Genomic DNA, 14,349 nt, shown 5'->3' with positions numbered 1-14,349 from the left:
TCGCGCTACGCAGCCCCTATGTCCTTATATGCCTATGTAGCGGGCGCCCCGACATCAGCAAGGCCATCCCCGCGCTCTAAACGCTTTCGGTCTCCGCGGTCAACATCTCGTAGTCGAGCGCATAGCCCACCCCGCGCACGGTGCGAATCGGGTCGATTTTGCAGGCATCAAAGCTCGTGCGTAGCCGCCGAATATGGCTGTCGATCGTCTTTTTGCTCACGCGGGTGCCCTCGTAGGCGCCCGCCATGAGCTCCTTTCTACTAAACACCTTCTGGGGCTGCTCCATCAGCGTCTGCAGCAGGCGAAACTCCGTCTTCGTCAGCGGCAACTCGCTGTCGGCGTACTTCACCTTGATCGCGGTGGGGTCGAGCGAGAGGTCTCCGACGACGAGGAGTTCGTCGTCTCCCTCGTCGTCGTCCAACACCGCCCGGCGCAAAACGGCGTTGACGCGCGCGACGAGTTCTTTGGGATGGAACGGCTTGGTGATGTAGTCGTCCGCCCCCAGCTCCAAGCCCACCACCCGGTCGATGGGATCGCCCGCCGATGACACGAAGATGATCGGCACCTTCGACTGCGCGCGAATCTCGCGACACAGGTCGGTGCCCTTCTTCCCCGGCATGCGCACGTCGAGCAAGAGCAGCTCCGGCTCCTCATCGCCCAACGCCTCGACGACACCTTCCGGCCCGTCGTAGGCGCGAACCTCGAATCCCTCCTGCGTCAGGATCTGGCGCACCATCTTCCTGAGCGTGATGTCGTCATCAATGACCCAAATCGTCATGACTATCCTGCTGCGCGAAATCTCGAGCGGTCAGCTGCCTTGTTTGCTGTCCGCTAAGTGAACGTCTTTCATCGACCGATAGCAACTTCATACCCCAAATTCATCCAAAATTGCATCCAAACGGCGCAGTACTTGCTCCACGCCTTGCGTATGATGCAGTTGAAGTTGAACGGGCGAGCGAGTAATCACCTTGCTCTCACGCAGAGCATTCGAGGTGAAACGCATCATGAACACAACACTCCACCATTTACGACGTACGACTCTGCTCGCCTCGCTGCTCGTCGCGCTGCTGTGGCCGATGACCTCGAACGCGCAGACGCCCGCCTCGGAGACCTTCGAGCCGCAGGCCGTCGGCGCGACGTCGATCTGGTCGGTGGCCACGAGCCGGGTCGCCCCGCACCTGTTGCCGAGCGTCGAGCTCGTCGCCCACTACGCCGACGACCCCATCGAGCTGCAGCGACGCTCCGATTCGACGCCGATTACCCAACTGGTCGACGAGCAATACAAGCTCGACGTCGGCTTGGGCGTGGGCTTCTTCGACCGCGTCGAAGTCGGCCTCGTCCTGCCCGTCGTGCTCTACCAGTCGGGCAACGCGGCCGCGGGCCTGCCCGCCCCCAACACGATCGACCTGGCCGAAGCGCGCGGGCAAGTGCGCTTCCACCTCCTCGACGAACAGGGGCTCGGCCTGGGCGCGCAGCTCACAGGCTACCTGCCCACCTCCGACGACGCCCCCTACCAATCGAACGGCTCGGCCGGCGCGCTCGGCTCGCTCATCGCCGACTACCGAAGCGACGGCGCCTATCCCTGGCGCGTGGCCGCGAACGTCGGCTGGGCGCTTCAATCGCAGACGAGTAACGCCCTGCTCTCCACCGACGACCGCCTCGACGTGCGCCTGGGCGCCGAGGCGACCGTCGTCCCCGACACCGTCACGCTGCTGCTCTCGGGCTTCGGCCGTTGGGAAGCCCTCGCCGACCCCACCCGCTCGGTCAGCGCCGGCTACCTCGGCGGTGCGCGCGTTCGTTGGGGCGCGACCGGCCTTTCGAGCACCTTCGGCGCCGGCGGCTCCCTGTCGGGCGGCTACGGCTCGCCCGACGTGCGCGTGGTCGCCTCGGTGGGCTACGCACCGTCGAACGGAGGCAGCCTGGGCCTGAGCGCCTCGTCGAGCGCAGACGGCTGCGCCGGCCTCCCCGAGGATTTCGACGGCTTTCAAGACGACGACGGCTGCGCCGACCCCGACAACGACGCCGACGGCGTCCCGGACACCCGAGACAACTGCCCCAACGTCCCCGAGGACGTCGACGGCTTCGAAGACGCCGACGGCTGCCCCGACTCGGACAACGACGCCGACGGCATCGCCGACTTCAACGACGCCTGCCCCGACACGCCCGGCACCGAAAAGACCTCCGGCTGCCCCTTCGTCGACGAGGACGGTGACGGCATCGACGCCTCCGTCGACCGCTGCCCCAACGAGGCCGAAGACGCCGACGGCTTCGAGGACAACGACGGCTGCCCCGACGCGGACAACGACCGCGACGGCATCGCCGACGCCGACGACGCCTGCCCCGACGTGCCCGAGTCGGTCAACGGCGTCGACGACACCGACGGCTGCCCCGACGAGGGCGACAGCGCCGTGCGCCTGAGCGGCGACCGCATCGAAATCCTCGAGCGCGTCCACTTCGACACCGCCCGCGCCACGATAAAAAGTCGCAGCCACTCGGTGCTCGAGCAGGTCGCCTCGGTCATGAAGGCCAACGCCGACATCCGCCTGCTCCGCGTGCAGGGCCACACCGACTCGCGCGGCGACGAGCAGGACAACCTCGAGTTGTCCCAGCAGCGCGCCGTGTCGGTCAAAGAATTCCTCATCGAGCAAGGCGTCGACGCCGAGCGTCTGTCCGCGCGTGGCTACGGCGAGAGCCACCCCATCGCCGACAACGACACCGCCGACGGCCGCGCCGACAACCGGCGCGTGGAGTTCCATATCATCGAACGCGTCCGTGCAGACGAGGGCGAGCGGGGTGACCCATGAGCGCCGATCGCCCCGACATTCGCTTTCCGCTCAAGCTCAAGCTCGTCGTCTTCGGCGGCCTCTTGGCCGTGCTCCCCGCCCTCGCCGTCGGCCTGGGGCTCATGGAGGTCAACGCGAGCACCCTCGAGACGCAGAACCGCGAGATGCGCCTGGCAGTCGCCGAGGACATCGCCGAGACGATCGAGGCGGCCATCGCCGACGCGCGCGACAGCCTGCTCGGTGTCCAGCAGGTGCTCACCAACCCGGCCATCCCGCAAGACAACCGCGTCGAGGTCGCCACCGCGCTGGTCGAAGCCGACCCGCTCATCGAGACGGTCGCCATCTACGACCAACAGGGCGACTATATCGCCCAGATCGACCAGACCGGCGACGGCTTCACCCTCGAGCCGCTCGCAAAGCAGGTCGCCCAGCGCGCCGGCAGCGAGCCGATGCTCGTCGACAACCTGCAAGTCGGCGACGACGGCGAGGCGACCGTCGAGATGGTCATCGCCATTCGGCCGAAGCCCTCCGAGATCACAGGCTTCTTGCGCACCGTCGTCCCGCTCGACGTCGCCCAGAAGCGCACCGAGCGCGTCGGCACCCACCAACTCTCGGCCCGCTCGCGCATCGACGTCGTCGACTCCGAGCGCCGCGTCATCCTGTCGACCGCGCCCGACTTGCGCGGCCAGACGCTCCCGGCCGTCGGCCTCATGGAGTCGCTCGACACCATCGTCGCCCAGGGCGTCGCCCACTCCGGCGACCACCCCGAGCGCCCCGTGCTCGTCTCCGCCCTTCCGCTGCAGACCGTGCCGTGGGTCACCCGCGTCGAAGTCCCGATGGACGAGGCCTACGCCTCGCTCATCCGCATGCGCTGGATCGTCGGGCTCGGCACCACCGGCGCCGCGGCCATCGCCTTTATCCTCGCGCTGGTCTTCGCCGGCCGGCTCACCCGCCCGCTCGACGCGGTGGTCGCCTTCACCAAGCGCCTGGGCGAGCGCGCCTTCGACGCCCGCGTCGACGTCGACACCCGCGACGAGATCGCGCTCGTCGCCGCCACGCTCAACGACGCCGCCGCCGACCTCAAGGCGAGCGAGGAGCAGATCGCCCGCGAGATCGAAATCCGCGCCGACCTGGGCCGCTACCTGCCCGAAGATCTCGTCGACAACGTCGTGCGCCGCGAGCAGGCGATGGCGCTCGGCGGCGAGCGCCGCAAGATCACCGTGCTCTTCGCCGACGTCGTCCGGTTTACGCCGCTCTGTGAGCACCACGAGCCGGAGGTCGTCGTCACCGTGCTCAACGAACTCTTCACCCTGATGACCACGGTCATCTTCCGGACCGGCGGCACCGTCGACAAGTTTATCGGCGACTGCGTCATGGCCTTCTGGGGCGCTCCGCGCGAGGACGCCGAGCAGGTGCTCCACGCCCTCGAGGCCGCCGAGAAGATCCACCGCGTCCTCGAGTTCGCCAACCGGCGCTGGTCGCGCGAATTCGGCGTCGAGGTCAAGCTCGCCATGGGCGTGCACGTGGGCGAGGCGGTCGTGGGCAACGTCGGCTCCGAGACCCGCATGGAGTACACCGCCATCGGCAAGGCCGTGAACCTCGCCGCGCGCCTCGAAGCGCTCGCCCACGACAACCAGGTGCTGGTCACCGAGGACGTCCAGCGGACCGCCGCCGACCAGTTCGTCTTCCGGCGCGCCTCCACCGAGCTGCTCACCGTGGGCGGCGAGGACGCCACTGTCTACGAGGTGTTGTTATGAGCGAGCTCGCACTCAGACCGGGCACCGTCGTCGGCGGCAAGTACGAGGTCGTCGACAAACTCGGCGCCGGCGGCATGGGCGTCGTCGTCGAGGCGCGCCACACCCACCTCGACCGGCGCGTGGCCGTCAAATTCCTGCACGCCCACTCGACCGACGACGCCGAATTCCGCGCGCGTTTCGACCGCGAGGCCAAGGTAATGTCGCGCCTCGACCACCCCAACGCGGTCACCGTCTTCGACTACGGCGAGCACGACGGCGCGCTCTACATCGTCATGGAGTACCTGGTCGGCCACCCGCTCGAAAGTGAGGTCGGCGACGGCCCCATCGACAAGCGCCGCGCCCTCGAGATCGGCCTGCAGATCTGCGACGTGCTCACCGTCACCCACGAGATGGGGCTCGTCCACCGCGACATCAAGCCCGAGAATATCTTCATCACCGAGACCGACGCCGGCCCCCACGCCACGCTCGTCGACTTCGGGCTCGCCTTCATCGCCAAGGATGAGGACCTGAGCCGGATGACCCAGGAGGGCCGCCTGACGGGCACGCCGCAGTTTCTGTCGCCCGAGCAGGCCCGAAGCCTGCCCGACATCGGCCCCAAGAGCGACATCTACTCGATGGGCTGCGTGCTCTACGAATTGCTCTGCGGCGAATCGGTCGTCGAGCCGGCCAAGCTCATCGAGATGCTCAACGCCCACGTCTACATCCCGGCGACGAGCATGCGCATCAAGGCCCCCGACGCCGATATCCCCGCCGCGCTCGACAACTTCGTCCTGTCGATGCTCGCCAAAGAGCCGGCGAGCCGCCCGAGCGCTTTCGAGGCGAGCACGTTTTTGCGAAAGCTCCTCGCCAGCGAGGAGATGCGCGGGCGGGGACGGCCGGCGAGGCTGCTGCAGCCCAGAAACCGCCGCGCGGTGACCACCGCCGGCGCGGCCAAGGCGTCGGTGAAGCCCGCGAGCGGCTTCGACGAGAAGAACCCGGGCGTGCTCGGCCTCATCGGCGAGGCCTCGACTCAGCTGACCGTCGCCGCGCAGGCCGCCGGCTGGTATGTGCGCGACTGGCAATCCGGCGGCGACTTCGACGTCGTCGTCGCGCTCTCGCCGGAGGTGGTCACCCGCGACCTCCCCGAAGACTACCCCACGCTGGTCGTCGTCGGCGCCCCGTCCATCGGACACGCGGTCGACCTGCTCGCCATGGGCGTCGAAGACGTCGCCGTCGACGCCGCCCCCGACGAAATCCTGCGCAAGGTCCAACGGATCTACGACTCTCGAAAGCGACGAGGTCGCTCATGAAGTACTCGAGTTTGATCGCGCTCTCGGCGCTGCTCTCGGCGCTGCTCTTGGCCCAGGCGAACCTCGCCTCGGCCCAGCAGTCCCCTCGTAAACAGGAATCGTTCCGCACGTACACCGTCAAAAAGGGCGACACGTGCACCTCGATCGCACGCGAGTTCTACGGCGACGCCCGCGCCTACAACCACATCCACCAGCACAACGACCTGAGCGAGGACGGCTACGCGTGCCGCCCGGGCCAAAAGCTCCGCCTCCCCATCCTGCCCGACGAGGCCGAGGCCAAGCTGACCGCCCGCGCCGGCAACGTGCGCGCCAAGCCGCCGACCTCGGCGTGGGACCCGGTCGACGTGGGCGCCGAGTTCTTCAAAGCCTGGCGCGTCAACACCCTGCAACGCTCGCGCGCCGAGCTCGGCTTCCGCGACAACTCGCAACTGCAGATGACCGAGAACACCCTCGTCGTCATCTACGGCCCCAGCCGAGCGACCGCCAAGCGCACGGTCGCCCGGCGCGCCACCGTCGAAAAAGGCCGCCTCAAGACGCGGCTGGCCGACCTGTCGGGGAGCCGCGTCGAGGTCGACACCCCCGACGCCAAGGCGACCTTCGACGCCGGCCGCGCCCAGGTCACCGTCGACGACGGCGAGTCGCGCATCGCCAACCACACCGGCAAGCCGGTGACGGTCACGTCCGCCAAGGGCAAAGGCAAGGTGTCGGTCACCGCCGGCCACGGCACCCGCGTTCGCCGCGGCAAGCCGCCCGAAAAGCCGCGCCCGCTGCCGGCGACGCCCACCTGGACCAAGAACTTCGAGCCCCAGGCCCTCGCCATCGCCGGCTCGAGCGCTACGGTGCGCGCCGAGTGGAACCCAGTCCAAAAAGCCAAGGCCTACTACGTCGAGGTCTCCCGCGGCCGCCGCCAGATCGACGTCCTCTTCTCGAAGCGCGTCCCCGCCAAAATCCGCAACCTCGAGATGCGCGGCCTCCCGCCCGGCGAGTATTTCGTCTCGATCGTCGCCATCGACGCCGACGAGTTCGAGAGCATCCCCTCGAAGCTTCGACGCCTGCGCATCCACGAACTCGGCGCCGAGGCGACCCAGATTCTGGAGGCCAACGACGGCCAGGTCATGCTCGGCGCGACGCTGCGCGCCCCCAAAGGGCTGCGCTGCGCCACGAAGGGCGCCGAGCCCGCCGAGGTCTTCGAGCTGACGACCGAAGGGACGCACGAAGTCGCCTGCTCGGGCGAAGGCGTCGAGCTGAGGACCGAGCTCGAAGCCGTGCGCCCCACGATCACCACCCGCGACGGCCTCACGATGCGCCAGGGCGCACTCGGCGCGGTCGAAGTCGCCTTCGAGCCCTCCCTGCCCGAGGGCGTGACCGCCCAAGTCTCCGGCGAAGGCCTGCAGGCCAAGCCGCTGCAGGTCGGTCCAGGTCAGTTGCGCGTCAACCTGACCGCCGCCAACGACGCCCAGGTGGGCACGCGCGAAGTCGCCCTCTACTACCGCGACGTGCTGCTGGGCAGCTTCGACGTCGAGGTACAACAGGCCGACACGGTCAGCATGCAGCCCACCGAAAAGCTCCAGGCGGAGTACCTCCTCACCGCGCTGGTCGGCTATGACGCCGTCGGCGCCGACCCGTACTGGCCCGCGGCATTCCCCACGACGGGCGCAACACTCGAGTTGGGTCTGGGCACCGCCCCCACCCATCACTTCGCCGCCGAAGCCCGCCTCGGGCTCGCCCTTCACTCCGGCGACGCGCTGAACACGGTCGCCACCGCCCGCGCCCAAGCACTCGCCGGCTGGTTCCAAACCGCCCTTGCCCCGCACGCCGGCCTCGGCGTGAGCTGGCAAGGGATCATCGATGGGGAGAGTCGGTTTTCGCCGAGGGCGAGCGTGGGCGTGATGCCCACGATGGGCGAGCTGTGGCGACTGCGCGGAGAGGTGGGCGTCGACGCGACCCCGGTCGACGGGGCGTTGCGGTTCTTGCCGGAGGCCCGGGTGGGCGTGTCGTTGCGGTTTTGACTCGCCCGCAGCGGCGTGTGTTCGGTGCGTGGGCATCTTGCCCTCGTCTGTTCGGTGCGGGGGTATCTTGCCCTCGTCTATTCGGTGCGGGGGCATCTTGCCCTCGTCTGCGAGAGCTGGAAGCACTCGCACCGAAAGGCTCCGTATCACACACTTTCGCGCGGAAAACTCCTCCGTCCGTCTCGGCGCACATATTTTCGCGCCGCACACGTCGTTGTCTGTCCCGGATCACACATTTTGACGCGGAAAAGTGCTCCTTCCGCCTCGCATCACACATTTTCGCGTGGAAAACTCCTCCGTCCGCCCCGAACATGCCTCGGAGATTCGTACGAGCCCCATGTTCGCCCCGAACATGCCTTGGAGATTCGTACGGACCCGATGTCCGCCCCGAACATGCCTCGGAGATTCGCGGCGCCCCAATGTCTGCCGCGAACAGGCGTCGGAGATTCGCGGCGACCCGATGTCCGCCGCGCACAGCCCTTGGAGATTCGTACGAGCCCCATGTTCGCCCCGAACATGCCTCGGAGATTCGTACGGCTCCTATGTTCGCCCGGCTTCGTCAGGGAACCTGGTTCCCGATCGGCGCAACTGAGACCGTCAACGCGGTCCCGCGTCCGCCGGCGGAGCATCGAGCGCCGGTTCGACTGTCAACGGCCCGCCTTGTGTACCGAGATCGTCGGGGCAGCCGACTTCGCTCCCATCCCAACCGTCACTGCTCGGAACCAGGGCCGAGTAGTAGTTGCCGCTCACGTCGACAGGACCGAAGCGTCGAGACACGTCGTAAACCGGCACCGACGGGTCCTGAGTATTGTCAATTACGTTGTCACGAAACTCGAGCAACGGATCGTCGGTGCGATCTCCGGTACAAGCCTGATTGGTCACGCATTCCTGGCAGATTTCGACGACTTCACCACTGCGGCTGCCGGAGTGTCGGAAGGTGTTCTTGCTGACCTCAGCGCGAACGACGCCGAGGCGCGCTCGCTCTCGAAACTCATTGTGCTCGATAGTCGCCGTCACTCCCTGGGCTGGCCGCCACCAAAACAACATGGAGTTCTCGCCGTCGCCAATAATGGAGTCCTTTACCCACCCAGCGCCAGTGCCGTGCAGTGGCGCGGACTGCCTATTGCCGGGTACGTTGACCCCGAAAATTCGGCCGCTGAATTCGACATAGTCGGCCTCGACGTCACCGAATTTGTATTCGCCGCGCAACACGACCCTGTCGGACGGCTCCCCGCGGGCGATGAGCTTAAACGCCTCGACGGCATTGGTGCCCCCCAATTGGGTCAGTTTGGCGCCTCTCTCGATCGTCAGGGTTCCCTCGACACGCACCCCGTACCAGCCCGTGCCAGGAGTGCCGGTGATAGCCTCCAACTCGACCTCGGCGCCGGACTCGACGTGCAAGTCACCAAAGATCGTGACCCCTGACATATAACGCGTCTGCCCGGCAGGAATATTGGCGTCGCCGTGCACCTCTTCGTTGGTGATGCTCGACGGGATTTCAATGGGTTCCTCCGAACCGCCGGTATCGTCGTCACTTTGGACGACGTCACCGCTCGATCCGGCGTCATCACTCAAGCCGGCGTCACCGGCATCTTGGCCAACTCGCCCCGCATCGGCGTCGTCACCGCTGACGTCCGAGGTCGACTGACCGCCGTCGGTATTCACCACGATCGGATCGTGGGAACCACCGCCGCTCTCAGAGCAACCGGGCGCGATGAGCGCCAAAGTGGCGACCGAGATGATGAACACGACAGCACTAGTGGTAATCTGTGCTCGCTCCCCCATAGCTATCTCCCTTGGCCCATTACAGGCTGCATGCAGAGTATTTTTTAACTAGAACGGACGCACTCTACACAAAAGTCTCGCCCAACGCACGCTCGACACTCACGCCCCGCCCGCCACGCCGTCGAGTTCGGCGACCACCTTCGCCCTCTCGTCCTCACGCCACGCGGCGAGCAGTCTGTGGGCGAGTTCGCGGCGGCGGTCGGTGTTCAGGGCGTCCCATTCGGCATCGAGGGTGCGTGCGTGAGTCGCGACCTTCTCGCAGCCGAAACTCGACGCCGCGGCCTGCAGGGTGTGGGCGGCGCGGCGGGCGGTTTGGAGGTCGCCGCCCGGGGCGAGGCCGGCTTCGAGGTCGGTGCACAACAGATCCGTCTGGGCGATGTGGGAGCGCAGCAGGTCTTCGTAGGCGGCGGGGGATTGGGCGAAGAGCTCGCGCATCTGCTTCATCGCGCCCGAGCTCGCGCGTGCTTCGACGTAGCCCGAGTCGCGCTTGGCGGCGCGCACGAGCGCGCTCTGCAGGGTGCCGACGGTGAGCGGCTTGGTCAGAAAGTCGCGGAATCCCGCGTCGCGGCAACGTCGGCGAAGCTCGGGTTGGACCGAGGCGCTCATGGCGACCCACCAGACGGCGTCGGCGCGCACGCGCTCGATGACCTCGAGGCCACCGAAGCCGGGCATATTCAGGTCGAGCATCACCACGTCGAAGGCGCCCCCGCGGAGGGCGTCGACCGCCGCCGGCCCCGACTCGACGACCGTCGGCGCGTAGCCCAAGCTGGCGAGCATGCCCTCGATGACCTGGGCCGAGACGACGTCGTCCTCGGCGACGAGGATCGACAGGGGGTAGGTCTCGGCCATCGAGTTTCGCCAGCGGTCGACCGTCGAGCTGCGCGTGGCCCCGGCGGCCAGCTCGCTCAGCGTGTGTTGGACGGTGCCTCGTGAGAAGGGCTTGATGAGCACGTGGGCGCCGACGTCCTGCCGGTGCGCCGCGGGGTCGGCCAGCGAGACCACGTCGATGCATTCGGCGCCGAGTCGAGCGACGCTCTTGCGAGCCGCGCCGCCGAAGACGAACGCGAGCTCGGCCGGCGGGCCGCGAAAGTCGGCGGCGTCGTCGAGCAGGCGCACCTCGAGGCCGAACTCCTCGAGGATGTCGGCCAGCGCCATCGACGCGCTGGGGCTTCCGCCCACGACCAGCGCCCTTTGCCACGGCAGGTCGGGCGTGGGCGCGTCGTCGACGAGCACCTCGAAGTCGAAGCGCAGCGTGAACGTGGTCCCCACGCCCACCTCGGAGCTCACGTCGAGCTCGCCGCCCAACACCTCGGTCAGGTGCCGGGCGATGGTCAGGCCGAGGCCGGCGCCCTTTTCGCGCTGCGAGGTCGTGTCGTCGCGAAAATACGGCTCGAAGAGCGCGGCGACCGCCTCGTCGCTCATGCCCGGGCCGGTGTCCGACACGGCCAGCTCGACGCGCTTATCTCCCCTATTATCCAGGTCACCCTGCTCGATCGACACCGACACCTCGCCGCGCTCGGTGTATTTGATGGCGTTGAGGATGAGGTTGGCCAAGATCTGGCGCAGCCTGAGCGCGTCGGTCTTGACTACGTGGGGCACGCCGGGCTCACGGGTGAGCACGAACTCCAGGCCCTTGTCGTGGGCCATGCTGCCGTAGAGCATCATCGTCTGCAGCACGACCTCCTCGAGCTCGCACGGCCCCGGCGAGGCGGTGATGCTCTGACCGGCCTCGAGTCGGTAGAACGCCAGGTAGTCATCGACGACCTGCGAGAGCACCTGACCGCTGTCGACGATCATCTGCACGATGCGGCGCTGCTCGCGGTCGAGGCGGGTGTTCTCGAGCAGTTGCAGCATGCCCAGCACCCCGTTGAGCGGGGTGCGGATTTCGTGGCTCATCGTGGCGAGCAGCAGGCTCGTGCGGGAGGCGTCGGGTTCCGGCTCGGGTGCGGGCTTCGCTTCGGAGTCGGCGGCGGGTTCTTTGGGCGGCTGCGTTTCGGGGGGCTCGTCGGATGGACGGCGCAGGTAGCGCATGAGCACGGCCGTGAGAGCCGCGCCTGCGAGAGCCGATATCAGGATGAGAACGATCGGAGATGACACGAAAAACTTCCTGCAAGATGTCGGAGGCAGGCCTTCCATGCCTGGGTACAGGAGCGTACGTGACTGCTACCAGAGCTGGAAGCACTGCCTCCGGTTTACGGACGCCGTCGGATGAGAACGACGAGCCCAGCCAGCCAGAGTAGCGACGCCCCGGCCGGCGCCCCCGGCACGCTGCTACAGCCGCCTCCGCTCACGTACATGTCGTTGTGGAGCGTGCGCGAGCCGGCGTCCTCGCCCGTGTCGGTTTGTGGACCCGCGTCGAGTTCGCCGACGTCGCCGCCCACATCCGTCCCGACATCCGCGCCGACGTCCTCGCCCACATCAGCACCTGCGTCCATGCCTGCATCCGACCCCGCGTCCACGCCGACATCCTCGCCGGGCTGAGAGTCGTCGACCGGGTCGCGGAAGTCCTCGATATCGTCGCCGTCGTGGTCGGGCGTCGGAGCGGGGGTGCCGCCAAAGACCGTGTCGTCGCGGCACATATCCTTGCGGATGCAGTGGGCGTCGAAGGCGTCGTCGAGGCCGTCCTGGTCTTTGTCGACGCCCATCGCCTGCACGTCGGCCTCGCCGTCGCCGTCGGCGTCGTGGCCCTCAATGGCGTCGGGGATACCGTCGCCGTCGCTGTCGAGCTGCAGGAAGTCGGGCACGCCGTCGGCGTCGGTGTCGATGGGCGGCGTGCGCAGCCGGACGAGCTCGTCGTCGGCGCCGTCCTGGTTCTGGTCGACGAAGCTGTCGTAGCGCCCGTCGCCGTCGGCGTCGTCGCCGAAGGCCTCGTGGGCGTCGGTGATGCCGTCGCCGTCGCTGTCGAGGTCGAAGCTGTTCTTGATGCCGTCGCCGTCGGTGTCGGGACAACTGGTGCTGCTCCCACACTCGACGACGTCGAGGATGCCGTCGTTGTCGGTGTCGCGGTCGCCGTCGTTGAAGATGCGGTCGCCGTCGACGTCGTCGACGTGGGCATCCAGAGTGGCGAACGCAGTCGCGGGAAGCGCCAACATCACCAACACAATCAACCAGCCCATCATTTTGGAACGCCCGTCCATTCTCTACCTCCTCGAGTGGAGTTAGTCCTCACACGTTCGGCGACGCCTCGCAAGGCCTGTGTGTCCCGTCCGCGCCGACCAACGACACCCATTGTACGGATGCGCCGTAGCAACATCAGCTACCATTCGGTGCAAGTTTGGAGCAACGGCGCGCAAACCTACCGAACACCTTCCCACCACCCCACCCAGAACCCAACAAACCCCTGCAATCGCGACACTTTTCGATCTTCACCCGGCTTTAGTTGTGAACACCCGTGGAAAAGCGAACCATAGAGTTAGTGACACAGCGGAAGCTTGGCCCGATTTGATGGCCGACTGGTAACCCAAACTGAAGGGAAGTTTGATGAACACGATTTGGAAGAACAACCGATGGATGACGGTGGCCTGCTTGGCCGCAGCACTCACGCTGACTGCCGCGTGCGGCGACGACGGCACGCCGGCCGGCGGGGGCAACAACCTGAGCGAGGCCGACGTGGGCGTCGACACCGGCGAGGAGGACGTCGGTGAGGAAGACGCCGGCGACGAGGACACGGGCACCGAAGAAGACACCGGCACCGAGGAAGACACCGGCGAAGCGGTCGCCTGCGACCTGAGCGGATTTACTGCACCGGCCGACCTCGTCATCGACGAGTCGGCCACCGGCTGGTCGCTATTCGCCAACGCAGGCACGCAGCTTCTGTCGCTGTCGATCGCCAACGACGGCGGACTGACCGATGTTGGCAGCGTCTCCTTCGAAGACAAGCCGCTTGCCGAGCAAGCCAACGCGCTGGTGCTCGCCGATGGCTGCAGTGCAGAGCGCTGCGAATCGTTCTTCTTGGCGACCTCGGGCACCCTCGAGATCAGCACCTGGAGTCAGGAGCCAGATGGTCGCTTCGAGGCGAAGCTTCTCGATATAGAACTCGTCGAGATTGCCGAGACCGACACCGGCTTTACTCGCGTCACTGACGGAATGACCTGGTGCGTCGACAGCCTCGCTCTGTCGGCGTCGACCGACCCGATGGACACCTTCCCGACCCAGGTCACCTGCGACCACAACGGCTTTACGGCGGTGACCGACGCTGTGACGGCGACAGCGACCGGCAGCGGGCCGCTCATCGTCGAGGCGCTCAACGCCGAGGCCGCCCCGCGAGATGCCATGTCGCTGCAGATCTACCCGAGCTACGACGGCGCGGCGGTCGCCACCGGCACCTACAACCTCGACGACTTCAACTACGCCACGTGCGCCAACTGCCTACTGGTCTATGCCGGCTGCGACGGCGACACCTGCCAGAAGACGTTCATCGCCGGCGAGGGCAGCCTCGAAGTCAGCAGCACCGGCATGGCCGACGACGCCTTCACCGCAGGCGAGCAATTCACCGCCACGCTGACGGGCGCGAAGCTGGTCGAGGTCGAGATCGACTCGAACTACGACACCGAGCTCGTCGACGGCGGCGAAAGCTGGTGCATCGACTCGTTTAGCTGGGACCTGCCGGTCAGCGACCCTGCGCCCTGAGCCGGCTTCGGAGGCAGCGCATCTTGCGCTGGTAGCAAGCACGCTGCCTCCCTGGCCCGGCAACTGACTGACGAATCTCATCGGAGCATCAGGAGCA

Annotated in this window: 10 protein-coding genes; 5 read left to right on the top strand and 5 right to left on the bottom strand. The window is 67.1% G+C overall.

Going from position 1 to position 14,349, the window contains the following annotated elements; all coding sequences use genetic code 11:
• Positions 1-76 precede the first annotated feature (76 nt).
• Together FIV42_RS23635 and FIV42_RS30355 are read right to left on the bottom strand one after the other, a co-directional pair.
• Positions 77-778, bottom strand: a complete 702-nt coding sequence (locus FIV42_RS23635) for a response regulator transcription factor (protein ID WP_141200080.1) — start codon at positions 776-778, stop codon at positions 77-79.
• A gap of 87 nt (positions 779-865) precedes the next feature.
• Positions 866-1,006: a hypothetical protein gene (locus FIV42_RS30355; protein ID WP_168210894.1), complete on the bottom strand. Its 141-nt coding sequence runs from the start codon at positions 1,004-1,006 to the stop codon at positions 866-868.
• Here FIV42_RS30355 and FIV42_RS23630 point away from each other — a divergent pair.
• Genes FIV42_RS23630 through FIV42_RS23615 form a run of 4 tightly spaced genes read left to right on the top strand, consistent with a single transcriptional unit; the run spans position 1,005 to position 7,838 of the window.
• Positions 1,005-2,804: an OmpA family protein gene (locus tag FIV42_RS23630; protein WP_141200079.1), complete on the top strand. Its 1,800-nt coding sequence runs from the start codon at positions 1,005-1,007 to the stop codon at positions 2,802-2,804. The genes FIV42_RS30355 and FIV42_RS23630 overlap by 2 nt on opposite strands.
• Positions 2,801-4,540 (top strand): adenylate/guanylate cyclase domain-containing protein, encoded by a 1,740-nt coding sequence (locus FIV42_RS23625; RefSeq protein WP_141200078.1) that lies wholly within the window; start codon positions 2,801-2,803, stop codon positions 4,538-4,540. The genes FIV42_RS23630 and FIV42_RS23625 overlap by 4 nt, the downstream gene beginning before the upstream one ends.
• A complete protein-coding gene (locus FIV42_RS23620; RefSeq protein ID WP_141200077.1) occupies positions 4,537-5,829 on the top strand; it encodes a serine/threonine protein kinase in 1,293 nt (430 codons plus the stop codon). The genes FIV42_RS23625 and FIV42_RS23620 overlap by 4 nt, the downstream gene beginning before the upstream one ends.
• Positions 5,826-7,838, top strand: coding sequence for a LysM peptidoglycan-binding domain-containing protein (locus FIV42_RS23615; protein ID WP_141200076.1), 2,013 nt, complete (start codon positions 5,826-5,828; stop codon positions 7,836-7,838). Before FIV42_RS23620 ends, FIV42_RS23615 begins: the two co-directional genes overlap by 4 nt.
• A 597-nt stretch (positions 7,839-8,435) precedes the next feature.
• On the opposite strand, the gene FIV42_RS23610 is transcribed toward FIV42_RS23615, so the two are convergent.
• The 3 genes from FIV42_RS23610 to FIV42_RS23600 all read right to left on the bottom strand — a co-directional run bounded on the left by FIV42_RS23610 (position 8,436) and on the right by FIV42_RS23600 (position 12,760).
• The gene (locus FIV42_RS23610) at positions 8,436-9,623 is read right to left on the bottom strand and encodes a hypothetical protein (RefSeq protein WP_141200075.1); all 1,188 of its coding nucleotides are present in this window, start codon (positions 9,621-9,623) and stop codon (positions 8,436-8,438) included.
• A 99-nt stretch (positions 9,624-9,722) separates the two neighbouring features.
• The gene (locus FIV42_RS23605; RefSeq protein WP_168210893.1) at positions 9,723-11,720 is read right to left on the bottom strand and encodes an ATP-binding protein; all 1,998 of its coding nucleotides are present in this window, start codon (positions 11,718-11,720) and stop codon (positions 9,723-9,725) included.
• Between the two features lie 95 nt (positions 11,721-11,815).
• Entirely contained in the window at positions 11,816-12,760 is a 945-nt protein-coding gene (locus FIV42_RS23600; protein WP_141200073.1) for a hypothetical protein, read from the bottom strand.
• Positions 12,761-13,103: 343 nt separating this feature from the next.
• Between FIV42_RS23600 and FIV42_RS30350 the strand changes: the two genes are divergently transcribed.
• A complete protein-coding gene (locus FIV42_RS30350) occupies positions 13,104-14,252 on the top strand; it encodes a hypothetical protein (RefSeq protein WP_168210892.1) in 1,149 nt (382 codons plus the stop codon).
• The last annotated feature ends 97 nt before the right edge of the window (positions 14,253-14,349 follow it).

This window comes from Persicimonas caeni (genome assembly GCF_006517175.1).
In the GTDB taxonomy this organism is placed as follows: Bacteria; Myxococcota_A; Bradymonadia; order Bradymonadales; family Bradymonadaceae; genus Persicimonas; species Persicimonas caeni.
The sequence above is the reverse complement of the archived record's forward strand: the minus strand, read 5'-3'. Positions and strand labels throughout refer to the sequence as shown.

Excerpts from the sequence above, each read along its gene's own strand:
- FIV42_RS23635 (WP_141200080.1), bottom strand. The coding sequence starts at position 778 with ATGACGATTTGGGTCATTGATGACGACATCACGCTCAGGAAGATGGTG.
- FIV42_RS23630 (WP_141200079.1), top strand. The coding sequence starts at position 1,005 with ATGAACACAACACTCCACCATTTACGACGTACGACTCTGCTCGCCTCG.
- FIV42_RS30355 (WP_168210894.1), bottom strand. The coding sequence starts at position 1,006 with ATGATGCGTTTCACCTCGAATGCTCTGCGTGAGAGCAAGGTGATTACT.
- FIV42_RS23625 (WP_141200078.1), top strand. The coding sequence starts at position 2,801 with ATGAGCGCCGATCGCCCCGACATTCGCTTTCCGCTCAAGCTCAAGCTC.
- FIV42_RS23620 (WP_141200077.1), top strand. The coding sequence starts at position 4,537 with ATGAGCGAGCTCGCACTCAGACCGGGCACCGTCGTCGGCGGCAAGTAC.
- FIV42_RS23615 (WP_141200076.1), top strand. The coding sequence starts at position 5,826 with ATGAAGTACTCGAGTTTGATCGCGCTCTCGGCGCTGCTCTCGGCGCTG.
- FIV42_RS23610 (WP_141200075.1), bottom strand. The coding sequence starts at position 9,623 with ATGGGGGAGCGAGCACAGATTACCACTAGTGCTGTCGTGTTCATCATC.
- FIV42_RS23600 (WP_141200073.1), bottom strand. The coding sequence starts at position 12,760 with ATGGACGGGCGTTCCAAAATGATGGGCTGGTTGATTGTGTTGGTGATG.
- FIV42_RS30350 (WP_168210892.1), top strand. The coding sequence starts at position 13,104 with ATGAACACGATTTGGAAGAACAACCGATGGATGACGGTGGCCTGCTTG.